Origin of the sequence: Mycoplasma zalophidermidis (assembly GCF_018913985.1) — a bacterium.
GTDB classification, from domain to species: Bacteria; Bacillota_I; Bacilli_A; order Mycoplasmatales; family Metamycoplasmataceae; genus Mycoplasmopsis; species Mycoplasmopsis zalophidermidis.
The window spans coordinates 331639-352542 of the sequence record NZ_JAHMHK010000001.1 but is presented as its reverse complement, the minus strand read 5'-3'; the positions used below and the strand labels follow the sequence as shown (position 1 = coordinate 352542).

Genomic DNA, 20904 nt, shown 5'->3' with positions numbered 1-20904 from the left:
TTTATGAGAGGTGCAACGTGTTAAAAAATATAATTTATCCATATTTTACAGTCGAAAATTCTTCGATAATCGCAGGTGAAGATTTAAAAAACTTGCGTAAATTTTATGCACCTATTTTGGGACCAAATGCGATTCTGTTATATGAATATTTTAGAGATTTAGCTATCAACGAAACTAACGAGGTCGGATTTCACGATTACGATAGCATTACGTATATGTTAAAAATCGATTTAAAAGCTTTAAATGACGCGAGAATAATGCTTGAATCAGTTTCTTTACTTTCCACTTTCATTGATGAATTTAATAGAAAAACTCTTTTTGTAATTGAAAAACCACTTGATAGAAAAGGGTTTAAACTAAACTTAATCTTAGCTAATAAATTATTAAATATTATTGGTAAACAAAACTTCGAACGTTTGATAGGGAAAGATAGAAACCATTATCTATCAAAAGCTAAATATTTGCTTGAAGTTTCCGCTGGTTATCAAGATGTTTTCAATGAAAGTGAAGATTATTCATTAATTAATGATAATTCAATTGATGTTAATACACAAGACTTAGACACAAAAGAAATAAACATAGGTGTACAAGAAAAAATAGATTTAAATACATTTGAATTTCCAAATATTTATGAGGCTATCCTTAAAACTGATTCAAGAGTATTTTTCGGCCAAATTCAAGGTCAAATAGCTACCACTAAGATAATTGATTTAATAAAAGATTCACGTAGTTGTGGTTTTTCAGACCCTTGCATTAATTTAATATTTTTCTACGCGAACGAAGTTAATGGAAAAATTAACTATCAATACGTTAATAAAATAATTAAAGATTTAATTCGTAAAGAAATATTTTCATTCGAGCCTCTAGAAAACTATTTAGATGCATTAATTAAAATGAAAAATAATGTTGTAGTGACTAAGAAGGACTTATATAAAGCTACATATTTAAGTAATGTAACTAAAGAGGAAAATATTATGGATGGAGGATTATAACAATGAATTATTCCATCAATAATAAAGTTTTTATAGAAAATAATGACGAGTATAAAGCTAAAATTCTTAAATCAATCGAAAAATGTGTCAAATTAAAATCAATGTTAGCAGAAAATAAAGTTACATGAGAAGAATTATTTGAATTTTTGCCTGAAATTTTAGCGATAAAAGACTCGATTGAAAATCCTAACTTCACACCATTTATTTATTCATTGAAACGAAATAATAAAGGTATATTAGTCTTTTCAAAACAACCTGCTGATAATGAATTTAGAAAGTTAATTAATATAAATAATAATTTATGATTAACGGATATTTTTCCCGTTAATACAAAATTAACTACTCAAAGAATGATAATAAATTCAAGATCTAAAATTGAATTAGAATTGCGTTGTAACATGATCAAGGAATATTTGTTAAATAAATCAAATATTTCTTTTAAAGGATTTTATGTGCATGGGAAATATAGCACTAGCAAAACACAATTTGCACAAGCGATTGCAACTGAATGAGCTAAATCGGGCATAACTACTGTTTATATGACCACACAGGCATTGTTCAACTATTTAAAATCTAGCTTTGATAATAATAGACATGAAGGTACGGAAATAATCCAAAAATTAAAAGATGTAGATGCTCTTATTATAGACGATTTGGGTGGCGAATCACCGAATGCTTGATTTGTTTTTGAGATATTGAATGACATTATTACACATCGAATCAATTTAAATAAAAATACCAATTTTCTTTCAGCGATGAGTTATGAAAAACTTAATTATTATTACATTAATCATAGATCATTAAAATCAGAAGCTCATAAGGCAAACGCGTTAATTCACAAAATAGAATCAATAACACTGCCATTTGAAATTGATTAATTTAAAATATTATTGAAAAACGTGTAAATAAAAAAAGTGGACTGGCCACTTTTTATTATTTTTTTAGTCGTCTAAGCGTCGGGAATAACAAGACATCCCGAATTGAACTTGTTTCTGTTAGTAACATTACTAATCTATCAATACCAATACCACATCCACCAGTAGGAGGCATACCATATTCTAGGGCATCGATGAAATCTCAGTCAATATCACTTGCTTCATCATTTCCAGCCGCTTTTTCAGCAAGTTGTTTTTTAAATCTATCTAATTGGTCAATAGGATCAGATAATTCAGTGTACATGTTGGCATATTCTTTAGTATTAATAAATAGTTCGGCACGTTCTGTAAATCTAGGGTCCTCACCTTTAGCAGAAAGAGGAGAAACTTCAATTGGGTGTCCATAAACAAATGTTGGTTGTATCAATTCGCACTCAACTAGTTCCTCATACAAAGCATTAATGATGTGACCAACTGTAAAGAATTTTTCTAATTTAACATTAAATTTTTTTGCTGTTAGGACCGCTTCATCAAGAGTAATGTTTCTGAAGTCCTTACCGGTTTTTTCATTAACGGCGTCAACCATATTAATGCGGTTGAACGGTTTTAATAAATCTATTTCAACGCCATTATTAATGTATACATTTTTACCTAATTTTGCACATAATTCTTTAAACAACGCTTCTGTACGATTCATCATTCCCTCAACGTTTGAATAAGCTTCATAAAATTCAATGGTAGTAAACTCGGGGTTATGCGTTGTATCATATCCTTCATTTCTAAAAATACGTCCTAATTCATAAACTCGATCAAAACCACCAATAACAAGTTTTTTCAATGGTATTTCAGTTGCTATTCTCAAAACAAATTCTTGATTTAATGAATTGTGGTGAGTTGTAAATGGTTTTGCCGCAGCTCCTGAAATATAATCATGTAGGAATGGTGTTTCCACGTCTAAATATCCTAAATTATTGAAAAAGTCTTTAATTCATTGAGTAATTTTTATTCTTTTAATGAACTTATCTTTCGAATCATCGTTCATTATTAAATCTACATAACGACGTCTATATCTCTCTTCAGCATCAACTAATCCATGATATTTTTCAGGTAGTGGTTTAAGCGATTTCGACAATAATTCGATATCAGATGCTTTGATGACCACGGCATCTGTGTTAGTTTTCATCACTTCACCTTTAACTCAAATGATATCTCCTAAATCTAGTTTAGAAACTAAATCTGCTAGTTCCACTAATTCTTTCTTATTAAAATAAACTTGAATAGTGTCGTGAAAATCTTTTATTACTAAGAATGGCCCTCTTTTTGTCATTAATCTACCAGCAACAATTTTTTCAACGTGTTTTTCATGCAATTCGTCTTTACTATATTTTTCAAATTCATCCGCAATATCGTCACTATAATTTATTTCACCCAAACCATAGGCTTTTTTGAAAGCGACTACATTATTTTTTTCATATTCAATTAATTTATTACGACGCACCAATTCTTGTTCTGTATATTTTTCCATAATTACTCCTTAAAATCTATGCATAATTTAATATTAATTTTACATTAAAAACTTGATTTTATATTAAGTATTAATAACAGTTCATGGATTTTTATAAAATTTTTATTGTAAAATTTGATTTATATGTATAATAACCTTGATGCGTTCCCAATGTGAACGATTACGAAGTCCATAGGATTCGTTGCTTAAGAGTATATAAACTCCCTTCCAATATAATAATAGAATAAGCCTTATGCGTGATGCTTATTTACTTTACTTATCTTATATGTTAATCTATAAAAATTGGCGTAATGCCATTTTTTATATTAAAATTATCATATGAAATTAAAACCAGGCGAAATTTTAGAAAATGTAAAGGCAATAATGCTTTCTTATGAAGGGATGGGAGTAGTTAAGGTAAATGACTATTCTATATTTGTTGAAAATTTACTAGTTGATGAAACTGCTAACATCATCGTCAAAAAAGCTAACACCAGGTTTGCATTTGCTAAAGTTTTAAAACATATTAATGTTTCACCTAAACGTATTAAACTAGATAACGAAAAATTAATGGAATCAGGTTCAACACCAATCGCAATGCTATCTTATAAGGAACAACTTTTATTTAAAGAAAACTTTGTTAAATATTTATTTGGTAGAAACATCCACTTTGAGAATGTGACAGAAATTTTACCTAATCCAAAGCCATGAGGATACCGAAATAAAATAACAGTGTTTTGCGATGAAATAAATAGCAAAATTGTTATAGGTCTTTTTGAAAAAAACACACATTACCTTATTGAACAGACATCATATGACTTGGCTCATCCAAAATTAAACGAGGCAATTCTATGATTGAACAACAACATAAATAATTATTTATCACTTAAGAATTCAACCAATAATATTAACAGTTTTACATTTAGATATTCTGAATCAAGTGATGAAGGTTTAATTATTATCAATGCAAACAAAATGCTCAAAATTGATAATCAGTTATTAACTGATATAACTAATGAATTTAATTGAATAGTAAATATAATTATTAATATTGAAAGCAAAAATAACCATAAATATTTTGCTTTATTCAATAGAAAAACGAGTATTTTGGACAAAATTGATAATCTCTCATTCAACTTGGAATGAAACAGCTTCTTCCAAATTAATTCAGCACAAACAAATAATCTTTATAACCTACTAATAAATAACCTTGGACTAAACAATAATGATATTGTTGTTGATGCTTATTCAGGTGTTGGTACAATAGCTTTAAAAATTGCTTCTTTTGTGAAAACAGTCTACGGATTAGAAATAATTAATGAAGCGGTGATGAATGCACGTGATAATGCTAAACTAAACAACATTAAAAACGCAGTATTTTACTACGGAGATGTTAATAAAACAATTTTTAAAATTAAAAAGAATCCTAATGTTATTATTGTTGACCCTCCTCGTTCAGGCATTAGCACTCAATTTTTAGAAACAATTATAAAAATTAATCCAGAAAAAATAGGATATATATCGTGCAATGTCCATACAATGTGTAGAGATATTGATTATTTACAAAATAATGGTTACAAATTAATTTATCTTAGACCATGTGATATGTTTAGTCAAACTCACCACATTGAATGTGTTGGAGTGCTTATTAGAAAATAAAAATTCAGTTTTCTGAATTTTTATTTTGCATTTATTATGAAATGTTTAAGGGTTTTTGCTAGGCCACCTCTTTTATATGAAAAAGGTGAAACTTGAGATGCAATCTTTTTGAAATCTTTTGTTGCATTTTTCATAGCAATAACATTTTTAAAATATTCGGCTGCTGAGGCGTCATTCATTGTGTCACCAATATGAACACACAAATCAATATCAACACCATATTTTTGTGCAAATAATAATTCAGCCTTACCTTTTGAAGCACCGATGTCTGTGACTTCAATGAATTTGTTGTAATTTCTAGCTTCTACGATATTAAGTTTAGTTTTAAATTTGTTTTGAATATCATTATAAAAATTATTCATATTTTTCTTTTTCGGCGATCAAATAATCAACTTAAATATAGTCATATCAATATTAAATTCGTTAAGTTTGTTAGAAACACCTTTTTTTAATTTTACAATCAACTTAAGTAAATAATTGTTTGTATAAGTTAACTTTCTGAAATTCGAGTTAACAACAACGCTCATGTTATATTTTATTATCAACTTCTTAAGTTCAAAAAGTATCTCTCTATTTATTGATGCTGAAAATATTTCTTCACCGTCGAAAATTACTTTCGCACCATTTCATGCTATAAAATTATCTGTTGAATCAAGCTGTTCTAGTATAGTTATTGTTTTTTTATTTATACCCCTACCTGTAGAAACAACAGTTTTAATGCCTTTCTTTGAAAGTGAATTTATAGTATCAATATTTTCGGTGCTTAATAATTTTCGTTTGTAATCTAAACTTGTACCGTCTAAATCTATAAAAATAAGTTTTGGTTTTTTGTTTAACATATAGAAATTATATATAAACAAGCAGTATTTTTAAGAATTTACATATCTGCTTTTAATGTATAACATTTAGTATAAATTTCATTGCCTGAATATACCTTAAAATTTAATTTTATTAAAGAATCCGTGATTATCTCATAACCAAACTTTGTTCGATCAGGATTAACTTGAATATTACTCATAACATTTTTGAATACAACCGGTATAACCGACAAATCAAATTTTACATTTTCTTTTTCATAACGTATAAATTGGTAAACAACGCTTTTATCTAAATCAGGAAACACTTCTGTTTTATTTAATAATGGCGATTTTGCTTTTTCTTCTGTTACAGAACGACTTTTCTTTGCTGATAAAACAAAAATAGGAGTTATAACACTAACTGCTGCAGCAACACATAAAATAGGAATTCAAATCTTCTTTTTAATCATTTAAGTCCTTGTATTGTTCGAAAATGCTTATATTTATGTCATTTTGTTTTATTATTTCTTCAATGTCTTTGCTGTCAAATTCATATTGAGGTTCTCCTGACAATGTTTTAGAATTTGATATTTTAAGTTTTATCAATCCATCATTCACATCCAATAAGCGATTAACCACTTCCTGTCTTTGGCTAATGTTAACTGTAATTAAATCAGATTTTTTATCTAAACCTCCATTATCAAAAATATATTTGTAAATCGTATTTAACTGTCCTTTGAAATTATATGGGATAAATAACCCTACATCTGAAAACGATTTAGAATCGACGATTAATCCCGATTTATAATCAAAAGTTGTTGGATTGCCAAAAGTGTATTCGGATCTTTGAGTGCCTGTTGAATAAATACTCTCATAAATTTTTGATGAAATTTGTTTTTTTGTAATATGGTTACATATGTCTGAATCTATCTCACTAATTCCATGAGTAGACAAAGATTGATTCATATTCATTATTAATCGATAATCATCAAAATTTTTGAACGTATAACCAGATTTATTTTTTTGTTTTCATCCTGTATTTTCATCGCTTTGAATTTTTTCCTTTGCAAAATTAACTATTCTTTTAATTCCGAAATTAGAAAATTCTAAATCAGTGTGTAAATATTGCGTTTTTGTTCCTAAAATATCTCCATCTAATTCTCCAAAATCAAACTGATATTTTTCTGCAAGGTCGAATCCAGCAAAATTGTTTTTAGCATCCATAAAATATTCAGAGACATTGTTTTTTTGTTTTTTAATATCCCATATTTCTTTTTTGAAACCAGTGTTTTGTACAGTAATTGAATTTAATTCGGAAAATTTTAATCCCAATAAATCTGATGATATTATTACATTACATATTTTTATATTGTCTTTGGGTTTCGCCTTAAACGATGATTTATCATAGTTAAATAGTGAATCTAATTTTTTAGCATCTTCATCTTTTAAATTATAGATTGTCTCTCTAAATGACAATTTTTTATTATCCAACGGCTTATTATTTATAGAGATTAATAAGTTTTTAAAACTGTATTCAAACAAATTAGAATATTTGGAATAATCAGGTGTTGCAAATATGAATGATATATAAAATCTATCATCTTTAAAAAATCTTTTAATTTCAACCCGTCCTCTTATCAACAGAACATTTCCTTTAGCTCTAATAGCTGTTGAATACGAATATAAATTTAAATCATATTTATTTAGTCCTTCTGATTTATCATTACTTGATATTTTTTTACAAATAAAGCGATAAGGATCGATTTTCAACCTATTAATTTGTGCCGGTTGATTTTGAACTGGTATATTATTCGTTAAGGTAAAAATATAAAAACTCCTCTATTGCTTTTCTTCTTTTTTTATAATATGTTGTTCTTGAAAAATGCATATCGTATCATTCCTTATCTTGATTTTTAATAACAAATTCATTTTCAATAATTAATTTGCTGTTTTTGTTTAACATCTCAATAGTTTGATCAAATTTAGAATAATTATTTATTTCCGTATTTTTCACTCGGTTATTTAGTGTCATTTTTAACTGTGCTTTCTTATTAGCTTTATCTAATAATGCTAAAGATTTCACCGCGTTGTAACGTTGCTGATTAGTCAAAAAACTATTAAAATATTGGCTTCTTAAATCTATCATTTTTTTCTCCTTTCATGATTTATTAACCACATTTATTTTCGTTACAAAAAAAACGGAAAAAACTATTAAAATTACTTTAAAAATGTTTAAAAAAAAGCAACAACTGTGCTTTTCGTTTAAAATTCTTTTATTTGTTTTCAAGATAAAGGTCAATTTTTTGGAGTATTTTTTACCTTGGTTATAACAACTATATATGAATCATCTTTTAATTTATTTTTATATTTTTTAACAGTAATATTTTGAGATTCTTCAGGAAAATTAGCCAAAAATTCATCAATTTCACTTTGATAATTTCTTCCTTTTAATAGATATAACAATCCACCAATTTTCAACAAATGATTTGTTAACATATACATATTCTTAATACTTGATACTGCCCTTGCAGTTACTAAATCAAACAAACCAGATAGTGCTTTTGTGTCTTCGCATCTTTTATTTATAATTTCTAGATCGGTAATATCAAGTTTTTCCTTAACATCTTTTAAAAAGTTACAACGACTTTGCATTCCTTCAATAATTGTTAACTTATAATTACAATTTAAAAGTAGATGGGGTAATGAAGGGAAGCCAGCACCTGCACCAATATCAACAATTTTTGCCGAATTATATTGAAATCCGAGTTCTTTGGCTACATCCATTGCCTGAATTGAATCAGCAATACCATTTACCTTGATATCATTAATGGTTTTAAAACCTGTAATATTTTTTGTTTTGTTATATTCAAATATTAATTCTGCGAATTTTTCTAATTTTTCATTCATTATTTTTTAATAACATTAGCAAATTCATCATACAAATCAGATACTGATTTACCAGTTATTGAAGCTTCAATTACACCGGCGATAAATTCGTCTAATGATATAACTTGTAATTTGCTAAATTTTCCTTCTATGTCTGAATTATCAATTGAATCGGTAATAATTACTCTTGATAAATTGGGGTTGTTTTCAAATATTTCAAAACCTTTAGTAAATATACCATGTGTGGCTGCAACAATAATTTTTTTTGCTCCGTGTGCTTTTAAAGTATCTACCGCTTTTAATATAGTGCCACCTGTGTCAATAATATCGTCAATAATAACAACATTCTCACCTTCAACTCCACCAATTAAGCCCATAACTTCAGTTTGATTGGTTCCAGTTCTACGTTTATCAATAATACTAATCTTTACAGTATCTGCTATTAGTTCTGCAAGTTTTCTAGCACGAATTGTTCCACCGTGATCTGGAGAAACAACCGTAAAAGGTTCTTTTAGTTGTTTAACTGCTTTGGCAATTGGATACGCTCCTCTTAAATCATCGATTGGGATATCAAAAAAACCTTGGATAGCAGGGTTGTGTAAATCAACTGCAATGATTTTTGTTGCACCGGCGGTTTGAATTAAATCGGCAACGAGTTTCGCACCTATGGGTTGACGACCGCTGGCTTTACGGTCTTGACGCGCGTAGCCATAATAGCTAAGCGCAATTGTAATTGAGTTGGCACTAGCCCTTTTTAACGAATCTATAAATAAAAGTAAATCCATTAAGTTATCATTAACTGGTCTAGATGTTGATGCTACTACATAGACATCTTTACTACGTACAGTTTCTTCGCTGACTATCATTCTTTCACCATCAGCAAATAATGTTTTTGTTATAGGTGAAACATGCAAACCTAAAATTTTGGCTATTTTTTCAGTCAAAGGGATACAATTTGGCATACCAAATAACATAATATTTTCTTTCTTCATAATACTCCTACCTTGTTACTTATATTATAAAGGTATACTCATTTATATTTGCTTTTTTGTTTTAATTTATTTATTAATGGTCATTTTAGGGATTTTTTTACCAATAATTAGTTAGTTATAAAGGTTTTAAATTGTAGAGCATATATTTTTAAGCAACATAAATAATTTTTATTTTTTAAAAAACATATCAGTTTTAAAACGTGTATTTTGGTCAAAAATTATTTAATTTATTGAATGCGATTATAAAATATATTGAGTTAGTCATTAAGCAAAAATTGTAAGAAAATCTAAACTAATATAAAAAAATAAAAAAATTATATTTATCAAAATTTTTATATTATAATAGTAATGCTAATTTTAGCAAATATATGGAGAGGTAGCGAAGCGGCCAAACGCGGGTGGCTGTAACCCACTTCCTAACGGTTCGGGGGTTCGAATCCCTCCCTCTCCACCATTTTGCCCCATAGCCAAGCGGTAAGGCATCGGTTTTTGGTACCGACATGCGTTAGTTCGAATCTAACTGGGGCAACCATATCACCTATTGGTGATTTTTTATTTTGCTTTTAGTGATATGATTAAATTATGAACACACAAACTAATGACTTAAAAAACCATATTATTAGAAACAATAAAATTATTGGGGGATCAATATTATCACTAGCTTTTTTTATTATAGTAGCACTAGCTGGTGGCATACTTTATAATTACATATTCGATATTAGCTTACAATTGTGAGTTATTTTGGCTGGAACTCTTCTTGATTTTGCACTCATTATTATAATTTTAGTTTTTGGCCATAAAATGAAAGCTTATATTTTGGGCCCATTAGCCTCAATATCAATGTTCCTCTTGGGATTTTATGGATTAGGATACGGAATAAATCAATTTGTAAGCAACCATGAATTAATTAAACTGACAGCAATTTTCTTCATTCCTGCAGCTTCAATGGTATTAATCGGGGCATTAGCGTATTTTAATGTATTAAAAATAAATAAAATAACTCCGATTATGATTACCTTATTCATAACAATAATTGTTTTAATGTTGGTTTCATGATTTTCATCTCATCAATTAATATTTACCATAATAAGTGGTGTTGGTTTCCTTCTAACACTTTGCTACATGGCTATTGATTGATTAATCATTATTAAATTCAATAACAATTTTAAAAAGCTAACACCTGAACAACAATCAGTTGGAGAATTAATAAAATGGTCTATTTACTTTGGTTATCGTTTAGCCTTTGATTATATATATGCATTTATATATCTTTCAAACTTTTTTGGAAAATAAAAATATAGCTCACTAAAAGCTATTTTTTTTATTAAATTTAACGAATGATACTGAAAAATGAATAAAAAAATGGCGATCACGAGAGGATTCGAACCTCTGACAACAAGCTTAGAAGGCTTGTGCTCTATCCTGCTGAGCTACGCGACCACGTGAAATAATTTTATAACATTTTAAGATAAAAGCAAAAGAAATAATTATTTTTTTACTGTTAAAAAACTCTTTTTTCACTTAGTTTGTGTGCTGAAAATATTACAAAACAAAAACTTGCTTAACACAAGTTTTTGGATAAAAATAAATGTTTTGAACTGCTTTTTAAAATAAATTAGAAAACCATAATAATATTTCGTGTTTTTTTAAAAGCAGACTAAATTTTTGTAGAAATTTAATCTATACTAATGTGAGTATTATCAGGTTTATAGTTTTCGATTCTGTTAATAATATTAGGTGAATAATAATCGTCGTAGGTTAAATAAATATCTGGTTCAACACCGTTTTCGGTTATTGGTAAATTAGTCAAAGTGATATTGTTTCAATTACCATCATATCCACTAAAACCACTTGTGCTGGAAATATCCACATTAGAGCCATCAGGCAATACTGTTGGTAGAACCGAAAACATTCCACCACCAGTCTTATTTCCAATTACTGTAGCTATATGTTGAGTCTTAACAATATGTGCGAATAAATTGGCAGCACTAAAAGTATTAATTCCAGTCAAAACATATCATTTATATTCAGAGTATGAATCATTTTTATTAACTATTGAATCCTGATTCGTGTCTATATTGAATTGATTGAGCGATACAGTTTTGCTTAGTTTGTCTTGTACTAATAAATTTATCGGATTGTTTGTTAAGAAGCCTAATACTTTTTCCATCGCAGCTGCTGAACCACCACCATTTAGGGATATGTCCAAAATTATATTTTTAATATTTTTACCTCTTTGATCTGTCCTAATTTTTTTAATTGCAGCATCCATTAATCAATAAGAATCATATCTTCATTTTTCCTCAGAATTAAGTTGACTTGATGTGCCAACGTCAAAAGAATCTAATATTATTCTTGCAGTATTAGGACTTTCAAAGTGCACTACTCTTGAATTTTTTGATTTTTTTTCTCTCAAAGCATTTAATTGTTTTAGTCGTTCATGATAACTGATATTTTTTTGAGAATAGTTCTTACCGTCAGTATTCTTATACTTTTTATCCTGAAAACTATAAGAAATAATTCTAGAATGTAACTCATTTAAATCACTATATCAAAGTTTAAAATAAGCTTCGTTATAATCTTTATTATCAGTACTTAATAAATCATTTTTGATACCAATTTTAGTGGCATACTCATCAAAATTCTTAACTTGTTGTACCTTAAACAATTCATTGGCCAACCCATAGTAATTATCAAATAAAAATGACATGAAATTATAATTGTTTATTCTTGTGTTTTGGGTGTTGATAACAGAATTTTTCGCATAAAAACTATTCATATAGTTATTTGGCACTCTTGTTTGTTCATAATCAGCACCGATTAATTCATTACCGTTATAGTAGAGATTATAATAATTTGAAGAACAAAACATTAAATTGAATAAGCTAAAAGGTATAAAAACATTACTATCTTCAATGTAAAGTTTGTAATTATAATTGTTTAATTCAAAACTAGGAACTGAGTTACTATCGTTAAAATTTTTGACCTTGTAATCAACATTATGAATATATCTACCATAATCTGTCATTTGCGTTCTAAACAAAAACGAGAAAGCATCGCTAGATGTATAGAAAATCTTGTTTTTATCTGCATCAAATAATATTTGCTCGCCATTTCAAAAATTAAACTTGACGCTTTGGTTGTTATAATCTATATTTTTTATCATCTTTAGATTAAAAAAACCATTCATTGCAGAAAACATTTGATTGACATTGACATACAAGTCTTCATTACCGTTTTCGCGGTAAATATCAACGTAGTTATTTTTGGCTATACCATATTCATGACTTATATTTTTAAATTTGAGATAATCAATTCTAAGTAAATTATCAGGAATTTGCTTTGTAATATAAAGATTTTTATTAATCCCTAATAAAATTCCTAAATTAGTACATGAAGCACTAATTACAGATGTTCCAGCGATTGCAGCAGTAGATATTAATAGTTGTTTTAAGTAGTTATTTTTTTTCATAATTACCTTTCCAGATTACCAAATGCTATTGAAAAATAGGCTTCAATGCCTACTTAATAAGTGATGTCGTGATTTTTATAAATAAGTGGCGAAACTATTTTATAAGTGAAAAATATTATAAACATATTACCCCAAATTTTGACGGGACTAAGAATAATATGTTGGAACATATAAACAAATATCGATCCGGCTGAACCAGATTGTTCAATACTCTTTTTTTCTGCGAGAGATAATATTGGAACATTAGCAAGTTCTATCAGAGCAGAAAACACTACAATTGGAACTATGATTAAATAAAGTGAAGATTTTAATTTAAACCGAGCAATAACGATAAATACCAACATAGCAACATAACCAGACAACATTATTCCAAGCAAAACTCAACGATTGGTTATAATACCGCCTTGTATCGTGTGTTCATCAATTTTAAATCCAATTAATCATGTGACTAGTAACATAATAATTGCCAAAACCGTTGTACCAACAACCATATTGATGTTTAACAAGTCTCTTTTTTTATTGTTTTTTTGAACCAATTCTTTTCGTTTGTAATATAAATTGATAATTCTATTTTCTATTTTCTTGATTTTTTGTGCATTAACTATTGGATCTAAATAAAGCTTATCTAATCTTTTGAATAATGTTTCCATCATGTCGGCATAATAGCTATCTTGAAATCTACCTCCAAAAAGAAATTTAAGCAATTTCAGGAAGACAAAACCTATAATACCCGGAATTATTCCGTCTAATGCTGCAGCAAGAATAAATAAAGGGTTAAACAAACTTGGTACGAATAAAAAGGAAATTAAGTCTGAAACAACACCTACAAAAGCACCGATAATAGGCCCAAAAATTAACCCAGTTATTTTAATTGGTAACCCAATTACGCTTATTTTATATGCCGGCAATGATATAAAAGGCATAAATTGAAAAACGATTAAGAAAAATGCAACCGATATCGCGATTAGAATACCGATAAAAGTTATTTTTCTTATTGACCATTTTGTGAATAATTTGAAATCTTGGTCATTTCCGTACTCATTTATCATAGATTTATTATAGTCAATAATTTTAAATTTAATATTTAATAGAGTAAATACTTGAAAGTTAGCTAAAAAATCTGAACATTATCCCAAATAATATAGTATTTCTTAATTGCAAATCACAACAAATTGACGTTAATTTAATTACATATTATAATTAATACAACTACCACCGGAGGTTTTATGAAAAAAGCATTAATAATTCTCGCTGCGGGGTTTGGTTCACGCTTAACACCTTTAACACTCCTTACTCCTAAAGCATTATTAAAAATTGATAAACAAGATAGAAACTTTTTAGACAAAATGTTGGAGTATATTCCGAATGATGATTCAATAGATATCTATATAGTTACCGGTTACAAAAAAAATTTATTTAAACCTATGATATCCAAATATAATATGACGGAAATTCTAAACCCGAAGTATTCCCAAACAAACTCAATTATCAGTGTATATGAAGCAACTAAAAACATAGATTTAAATAAATATGACGCTTTCTATATTGCTCCTAGTGACTGCTACCTTAATGAAAATGTTTTTAATAAAAACACGAATTATTCTTGAGTAAATACGATTAATTCATATTCACCAAATAAAGAATGAAACATAGTCAAAAGAAAAGATAATAAGACAATAAAATTATTTAAAATTGGGAAAAAAGATGAAAATTATTCCGAATTTATTACTGGAATAAGTTATTTTAAAACAAGCGATTTTATAATTTTATCAAGAACAATAAAACAAATGCTTGTTGAAAATTACAAAAAGAATTCTAATTTATACTGAGAAGACGCTCTAGCCAAAGCACTAAATCACATTGATTTACACACCTATAATTTATCTGGGAAATTACTAGAAATAGATACTATAGACGAGCTTATTGAATTTAATCCCGAAGTTAAATCTATAAAAAATAATCCGCATTTTAATTTGATTAAAAAAGTTTTTGGAATTAACTTAACCGAAATAAAAAATATGAAACCCGTCAAGGCTGGCATGACTAATGATTCATTCACTTTTGAAATCAACGATAAAGTATACATCTACAGAATTCCTGGTTTGGGTTCCGATAAATTAATAAACCGCGAAAATGAATTTAATACTTATAAAACTACTACTAACCTTCCTAATAGAGAAATACTAATTCATTACGAACACAATAAAGATAAAGGGTTAGAAACATACGGTGCTAAAATTGCATTATTTCACGATAATCATCGCACAGTTAATCCTAAAAATTGAAGCGAAGTAACAAAAGCACTGGAAGCCATTAAAATATTTCATGAAAATAAATACAATGCAAACTACGAGTTTGATGTTATTGAAAGAATGACTTACTATAAATCACTAATTTTGAATAAGCAAGTTTTAACTAAAACAATAGAATTAGAGAACAAATTAATTAAAATTTATGACAAAATAAAAGACAGAGATAGACATTTAATACATGTAGATTTTATTTGTGATAATGTGTTAATCAATAATGATAATGACATAAGAATCATAGATTGGGAATATTCAGGTACTGGTGATAAATATTTTGATTTGTCGGCATGATGCCTATATTCATATTATTCAAGAAAGCAATGCGATAAATTATTAAAAATATACTTGGGCGGTAAAATTAAAAAAGAAGACAAAAAAGTGTATTATTCTTATATTGCTATCCAGGGATATCTATGATACTTGTGATCGATTTTTAAAGAAGAACAGAATTTATTTTTCTCGGATTATAAAGAAACAATGTTAGGCTACGCAAAAGAATATACGGAGATTTTGGAAAATGAATTTGATTAAAAAACATAATTGAATGTCTAACATTATAGGATTATTATCAGGCCTGTTTTGGGCAATTGATGGAATTTTCCTATTATTCTTTACAAAACTAGTGCCAACAGACAGTTGAGAATTAGGCATCTTAGTTACATTAATTCATGACTTATTTGCAATATTGTGGGCATTTATAATTGTTTTAATTATGAAAAAAAGTAAAGAAATAAAATCTGCTTTTAAAAACAAAAATCTTTGGATTTTGCTTTTAAGTTCCACTATAGGCGCTCCTTTCGGAATGACAATGTATATACTTGCAATTAAGGAAATTGGAGTTGGCCAAACAAGTTCAATTTCAATATGTTACGTAATTTTAGCTAGTGTATTAGCTTTCATTTTTTTAAAACAAAAAACAAGCAAAAATGGTTTAGTAGGTATTGTAATTGCGTTTCTTTGTGTATTAACTTTCGGAATTTTACAGATTGAAACAAAAACTCACTCATTTAAAGGATACATTTTTGCGATATTGTGTGTTGCTGGGTGAGGAATGGAAGCGTTTTTATCTTCAATTTCGATGGATCGTGATATAGATCCACAAGTTTCTATTATGATAAGACATATTGTTTCAGCAATTGTATTAGGTTGTATCATTGCACCTGCAACAAATTCGTATTCAGAAAATGTAACACAGCTTTTAAATTATAAAAATATTTGAGTAATAATAGCCGCGTCTTTTTTTGGAGCGATAAGTTTTATTTGTTATTACTTTTCGATTAATAAATTAGGTATTTCGCTAGCTGTCGGGTTAAATATTTCTTATTCAGCGTTTGCTGTTATTCTTGAAGTAATATTTTTCAAAGGTTGACAAACTTATCATTGATATAACTATTTATTATCCGCATTAATTTTAGTTTCTCTATTGTGAACACTCGTACCTGACAAAATATGAATTAAGACTAAATAATAGAGTTTTTCCTATTTTTATTTTACTTAAAATTAATAATCACTATTTAAGTAAAAGTAATGGTTATAATGCTAAAATATAATTATTATTATGAGAAGGAGAAAAATATGTTCAAAAAAATAAACCAAAAAAGATCAAATGAAGTTTTATTGAAAGCAACTTATAAAGGTGCGGATAAAATCGAACATTTAATCGAAAAAAACCTAGTAATCACAGAATACTTAAACAATAATGAAGCATTCGTTTATCTTGGTGAAAAGGAGAAAGTAGAATTTAATACACTTGTTAAATTTTTCCAAGGATTAGCTACTTCAGCAACACGTAGTTATCAATTTGATGTTGATACATTTGTTACCGAAAAACTTTCAGCATCTAAAGTTATGGAAGCATTTATTCGTGGTATATATTTTGCAAAAGCAAAACTTTACAATGAAAAATCAGATAAAAAAGAATCTGAATTCACTCTTGAACCTTTCAAATCAGAAGTGAGCCCTGAGTTAGAATCAGATATTGAAAAAGCATTGATTCTTGCAGAAGCAACAAATTATGCGCGTAATCTACAAGTAACTCCACCAAACATTTTAAATTCTGAACTTTTAGCAGAAACAATCGCCAAAGATTTTAAACAATATAAAAATCTAAAAGTTACTGTTTTAGATAAAAAACAAATCGAAGAGTTGAAAATGGGATTGCTATTATCAGTAAACCGTGGTTCAATGTATGAAGCTCGTGTTGTCGTAATTGAATACAATGGAGATTCAGAATCGAAAGACAAGACAGTTCTTGTTGGTAAAGGAATTACATTTGACTCTGGTGGTTATTCATTAAAACCATCTCGTTCAATGTTAGGAATGAAATATGATATGTCAGGTTCTGTAATTGTTGCCTCTACATTAAAAGCTATTGCTCAATTACAACCTAAGAAAAACTTTTCTGCTGTTATGTGTATTACAGATAACCGCGTAAATGGTGATGCATCATTACCAGATTCAGTTTGAAAATCAATGAACGGCAAGTCAGTTGAAATCAACAACACAGATGCTGAAGGTCGTCTAGTTCTTGCTGATGGAATTACCTATGCTGTTAGAAACCTAAAAGCTACACGTATTATTGATGTTGCAACATTAACTGGCGCAATCGTTGTTGCTTTAGGACACACATACACTGGTATTTGAGCAACATCTGAAAGAGCATGAAATGAAGTTAGTCAAGCAGCAAACAACGCTCACGAACTTGTTTGAAGAATGCCTTTTGATGAAGCATTTGCTGAAGGAATCAAAAAATCTGTAGTTGCTGATCTTAAAAATACTGATTTATCAGGTTTAGCTGGGTCTTGTTCAGCTGCAATGTTCTTGAAAGAATTCACTGAGGGTGTTGAATACATCCATATGGATATTGCTGGTACAGCAGACATTAACGAAGTTCCTCAAGGTCCTATGGTTAAAACACTTACAGAATTAGCTTTAATTTAAATTATTTCCGGAAATTTAACCTAAAAACAATCAAAAAAAAGGAAAAACCTCCTTTTTTTTTTTTTTTTTACTAGACCTATAAAATACTGATACGTATATTAATTCATTATTATTATATGTAAAAGAAATAAAACATTATAAGGAGAAAGTTATGGCTAAATTTATTAATAAAACATTAAGAACTTCAATTGGTAGAGAAGATTATTTTAATGAAATTGCAGGTCATTTTGGATTCGAATTAAAAGGTTCACAAGATATTTCACAAGGAAATGTAAAATTGGACTTTACTATTGATACAGATAGCAATAAAAACGCTATTAGACTTGGAAGTCTATTCCAACAATTTCTTGATTTAGAGGAACGCAAAAAAACATTAAAAGAACAATTATCAAACACAAAAATTAATAAAATGGCAGTATTGATACTATTACTATTTTTAATAATTCCAGGTGTTCTTTACATTATGGTCTTTAAAAAGAAACTACGCAACATTCAAGACCAATTAAATAAAACTATTGAAGAACAAAAAAGTATTTACCAAATGGCAGTTGAGCTTCAAGGTGGAATTTCCGAAAATATAGAAACATTAATTGAAAATTAAAACACGAATATTAACTTTGCAAAATCATCATAAATTAAAACAACTAACGTTTAAACGAATAGTTGTTTTTTATTTTCAAATTTAAAGAATTGACAGAACACAGAACGAACCGACATTCATAGAGAAATGCAAATTAACAACACAATGTTCCAACATGATCGGACAACATATTTCTTATGATTTAACATTGGTAAGTAACACACCGTCGCTGAAGGACTCAAAAAATCTGTAGTTGCTGATCTAAAAAATACTGATTTATCAGGTTTAGCTGGGTCTTGTTCAGCTGCAATGTTCTTGAAAGAATTCACTGAAGGTGTTGAATACATCCATATGGATATCACCGGTACAGCAGACATTAACGAAGTTCCTCAAAGTCCTATGGTTAAAACACTTACAGAATTAGCTTTAATTTAAATTATTTCCGGAAATTTAACCTAAAAACAATCAAAAAAAAGGAAAAACCTCCTTTTTTTTTTTTTTTTACAGAACCATTAAAATGGTGGTAAGTAATTAAGTATCAAAATTAATTACTTATAAACAAAACACATTTTGAAAGGATATACTATGAATGAAATTAATCAAACATCATTTAGAAGTCGTACTGCATTAGTTATATTATCGACTTTTTTTGGATTTTTAGGAATGGATAGAATTTACGCTGGTCGTGTTTGACTAGGCATCTTTAAATTACTAACGGGTGGTTGATTCGGAATTGGAGCAATAATTGATTGATTCCTAGCAATTTTTGGTGGAATGAAAGATAGTGAGCGTAAATTTATCAGAAAATGATAATTTTATAGGCAATTAGTATTTTAAAATATTCAAACAAAATAATAAAAACAGCTAACATTTATATACATAGCTGTTTTTGCATTCAAATTTATAGAATTGACAGAACACAGAACGAACTAACAACTCACAAAGGAATAGTAAGTAGACAACATAACGTAGCGAGTGATGAAACCTGAGCAGTGAAATCTATTTCTTTATGATTCGCCGCTAGTGAGTAGGTAACGCATGCAGTTGCCGGAGGACAGGCCATCAACAAGACAAACAAGACACCAGTCGAAACGTTAATAAATTTAGTATAAACCATAGGGATTGAAATTACCAAAAGCATAACTAAAGGAGTTATAATTAATTTTCTAATAACACACATTCAAACAGATAATGATTTAATACCAGATTTAACGTTTGAACAATGTAACGACACACCTGTGTTAATTCAAGCAATCGGCGATACAATCCCAACTCCCAGTGCAATAGTCATTCCAAACATTGGAAATTGTTTAGGAAATGCTGCTCAAAAATGATGTAAAAATTCTTGCGGTATTGATTTATGAATCACGGGATTATAAACACATTGATAATAACCATAATTTGAAATATTCAAACTTTTATCAAGTGTTGCGTTAGGTTCAATGAATTGAGTTCGGAACACAAATTGTAATAAGTAACAAATTAAAGAGATATATAGCGTAATCAACATAGGGTGCAATAAAGCTTTGCCTAAGGATTTAAGTTCTTTTCTGTTGATTTTAATACCGGCGTAAGACATCGCATGTGAGTAGATACGGCGATTAAAAAGGGAATATTTCAAATTTGCAATAATGCAATAGCAAATTCTTCAAAAATAAGACTTTGCCCACCGCTTGTGTCAGATAAACTCTTAATTAATGGGAACGCAAAGTATTGTAATGATCCATAAGCAATTATCATTTCAATCGCTAATAATCTTTCTTGATAACTTCTTATATAAGCCTGTTTATATGCGCTATATTCGCCAGGTTTATCAGCTTTTTCTCAAGCTAAAATTGCTTTATTTTGGATTCTGTTACTAATCAATTTAGGTCAATAATTTATGACTAATTTTGCGT

Annotated in this window: 20 protein-coding genes, 3 tRNA genes and 1 pseudogene; 12 read left to right on the top strand and 12 right to left on the bottom strand. The window is 28.4% G+C overall.

Annotation, left to right across the window (positions count from 1 at the left end; translation table 4 throughout):
* Nucleotides 1-17: 17 nt before the first annotated feature.
* Both KQ878_RS01530 and KQ878_RS01525 read left to right on the top strand, forming a co-directional pair.
* Nucleotides 18-992, top strand: coding sequence for a DnaD domain protein (locus KQ878_RS01530; protein ID WP_216505354.1), 975 nt, complete (start codon nucleotides 18-20; stop codon nucleotides 990-992).
* Between the two features lie 2 nt (nucleotides 993-994).
* Nucleotides 995-1870 (top strand): ATP-binding protein, encoded by an 876-nt coding sequence (locus KQ878_RS01525; RefSeq protein ID WP_216505353.1) that lies wholly within the window; start codon nucleotides 995-997, stop codon nucleotides 1868-1870.
* Nucleotides 1871-1925: 55 nt separating this feature from the next.
* Here the strand turns inward: KQ878_RS01525 and lysS are convergent, their stop codons facing one another.
* Nucleotides 1926-3392 (bottom strand): lysine--tRNA ligase, encoded by a 1467-nt coding sequence (gene lysS, locus KQ878_RS01520; RefSeq protein ID WP_216505352.1) that lies wholly within the window; start codon nucleotides 3390-3392, stop codon nucleotides 1926-1928.
* Nucleotides 3393-3710: 318 nt separating this feature from the next.
* On the opposite strand from lysS, the gene rlmD reads away from it, so the two are divergent.
* The gene (rlmD, locus tag KQ878_RS01515; RefSeq protein ID WP_216505351.1) at nucleotides 3711-5030 is read left to right on the top strand and encodes a 23S rRNA (uracil(1939)-C(5))-methyltransferase RlmD; all 1320 of its coding nucleotides are present in this window, start codon (nucleotides 3711-3713) and stop codon (nucleotides 5028-5030) included.
* A gap of 20 nt (nucleotides 5031-5050) precedes the next feature.
* Here rlmD and KQ878_RS01510 read toward each other — a convergent pair whose 3' ends face one another.
* The 6 genes from KQ878_RS01510 to KQ878_RS01485 form a co-directional block, all read right to left on the bottom strand.
* A complete protein-coding gene (locus tag KQ878_RS01510) occupies nucleotides 5051-5869 on the bottom strand; it encodes an HAD-IIB family hydrolase (protein ID WP_216567796.1) in 819 nt (272 codons plus the stop codon).
* 38 nt (nucleotides 5870-5907) lie between these two features.
* Entirely contained in the window at nucleotides 5908-6297 is a 390-nt protein-coding gene (locus KQ878_RS01505; RefSeq protein ID WP_216505349.1) for an MHO_1590 family protein, read from the bottom strand.
* The gene (locus KQ878_RS01500) at nucleotides 6290-7597 is read right to left on the bottom strand and encodes an MHO_1580 family protein (protein WP_216567795.1); all 1308 of its coding nucleotides are present in this window, start codon (nucleotides 7595-7597) and stop codon (nucleotides 6290-6292) included. Before KQ878_RS01500 ends, KQ878_RS01505 begins: the two co-directional genes overlap by 8 nt.
* 37 nt (nucleotides 7598-7634) lie before the next feature.
* Nucleotides 7635-7973: an MG284/MPN403 family protein gene (locus tag KQ878_RS01495; RefSeq protein WP_216505347.1), complete on the bottom strand. Its 339-nt coding sequence runs from the start codon at nucleotides 7971-7973 to the stop codon at nucleotides 7635-7637.
* Between the two features lie 116 nt (nucleotides 7974-8089).
* Nucleotides 8090-8734, bottom strand: a complete 645-nt coding sequence (gene rsmG / locus KQ878_RS01490; RefSeq protein ID WP_258451675.1) for a 16S rRNA (guanine(527)-N(7))-methyltransferase RsmG — start codon at nucleotides 8732-8734, stop codon at nucleotides 8090-8092.
* The gene (locus KQ878_RS01485; RefSeq protein ID WP_216505346.1) at nucleotides 8734-9705 is read right to left on the bottom strand and encodes a ribose-phosphate pyrophosphokinase; all 972 of its coding nucleotides are present in this window, start codon (nucleotides 9703-9705) and stop codon (nucleotides 8734-8736) included. Before KQ878_RS01485 ends, rsmG begins: the two co-directional genes overlap by 1 nt.
* A 370-nt stretch (nucleotides 9706-10075) precedes the next feature.
* Between KQ878_RS01485 and KQ878_RS01480 the strand changes: the two genes are divergently transcribed.
* The 3 genes from KQ878_RS01480 (at nucleotide 10076) to KQ878_RS01470 (ending at nucleotide 10998) form a co-directional block, all read left to right on the top strand.
* A tRNA-Tyr gene (locus KQ878_RS01480) sits at nucleotides 10076-10159 on the top strand.
* Nucleotides 10160-10162: 3 nt separating this feature from the next.
* A tRNA-Gln gene (locus tag KQ878_RS01475) sits at nucleotides 10163-10237 on the top strand.
* Between the two features lie 50 nt (nucleotides 10238-10287).
* The gene (locus KQ878_RS01470) at nucleotides 10288-10998 is read left to right on the top strand and encodes an MAG0110 family membrane protein (protein WP_216505345.1); all 711 of its coding nucleotides are present in this window, start codon (nucleotides 10288-10290) and stop codon (nucleotides 10996-10998) included.
* 70 nt (nucleotides 10999-11068) lie between these two features.
* On the opposite strand, the gene KQ878_RS01465 is transcribed toward KQ878_RS01470, so the two are convergent.
* From KQ878_RS01465 to KQ878_RS04360, 3 genes are all read right to left on the bottom strand, one after another.
* A tRNA-Arg gene (locus KQ878_RS01465) sits at nucleotides 11069-11145 on the bottom strand.
* Between the two features lie 235 nt (nucleotides 11146-11380).
* Nucleotides 11381-13177 carry a S41 family peptidase gene (locus KQ878_RS04365; protein ID WP_216505344.1) on the bottom strand — a complete coding sequence of 599 codons (1797 nt, stop codon included), beginning with the start codon at nucleotides 13175-13177 and terminating at the stop codon, nucleotides 11381-11383.
* Between the two features lie 53 nt (nucleotides 13178-13230).
* Nucleotides 13231-14226 carry an ECF transporter S component gene (locus KQ878_RS04360; protein ID WP_216505343.1) on the bottom strand — a complete coding sequence of 332 codons (996 nt, stop codon included), beginning with the start codon at nucleotides 14224-14226 and terminating at the stop codon, nucleotides 13231-13233.
* A gap of 177 nt (nucleotides 14227-14403) precedes the next feature.
* Between KQ878_RS04360 and KQ878_RS04355 the strand changes: the two genes are divergently transcribed.
* From KQ878_RS04355 to KQ878_RS01425, 6 genes and pseudogenes are all read left to right on the top strand, one after another.
* Complete coding sequence (locus KQ878_RS04355; protein ID WP_216505342.1) at nucleotides 14404-16017, top strand: phosphotransferase; 1614 nt, start codon at nucleotides 14404-14406, stop codon at nucleotides 16015-16017.
* Nucleotides 16004-16954: a DMT family transporter gene (locus KQ878_RS01445; protein WP_216505341.1), complete on the top strand. Its 951-nt coding sequence runs from the start codon at nucleotides 16004-16006 to the stop codon at nucleotides 16952-16954. Before KQ878_RS04355 ends, KQ878_RS01445 begins: the two co-directional genes overlap by 14 nt.
* A gap of 107 nt (nucleotides 16955-17061) precedes the next feature.
* Nucleotides 17062-18426, top strand: coding sequence for a M17 family metallopeptidase (locus tag KQ878_RS01440; protein WP_216505340.1), 1365 nt, complete (start codon nucleotides 17062-17064; stop codon nucleotides 18424-18426).
* 151 nt (nucleotides 18427-18577) lie between these two features.
* On the top strand, nucleotides 18578-19027 hold the full coding sequence (locus KQ878_RS01435; protein WP_216567793.1) for a hypothetical protein: 450 nt from the start codon (nucleotides 18578-18580) through the stop codon (nucleotides 19025-19027).
* A gap of 225 nt (nucleotides 19028-19252) precedes the next feature.
* Nucleotides 19253-19441: pseudogene (locus KQ878_RS01430) on the top strand (leucyl aminopeptidase family protein); the annotation flags it as partial.
* A gap of 150 nt (nucleotides 19442-19591) precedes the next feature.
* Nucleotides 19592-19819: a TM2 domain-containing protein gene (locus KQ878_RS01425; RefSeq protein WP_246526025.1), complete on the top strand. Its 228-nt coding sequence runs from the start codon at nucleotides 19592-19594 to the stop codon at nucleotides 19817-19819.
* Between the two features lie 88 nt (nucleotides 19820-19907).
* On the opposite strand, the gene KQ878_RS01420 is transcribed toward KQ878_RS01425, so the two are convergent.
* Together KQ878_RS01420 and KQ878_RS01415 are read right to left on the bottom strand one after the other, a co-directional pair.
* Nucleotides 19908-20585, bottom strand: coding sequence for an AEC family transporter (locus KQ878_RS01420; RefSeq protein ID WP_216505339.1), 678 nt, complete (start codon nucleotides 20583-20585; stop codon nucleotides 19908-19910).
* On the bottom strand, nucleotides 20537-20872 hold the full coding sequence (locus tag KQ878_RS01415; protein WP_216567792.1) for a hypothetical protein: 336 nt from the start codon (nucleotides 20870-20872) through the stop codon (nucleotides 20537-20539). The genes KQ878_RS01420 and KQ878_RS01415 overlap by 49 nt, the downstream gene beginning before the upstream one ends.
* Nucleotides 20873-20904: the final 32 nt, after the last annotated feature.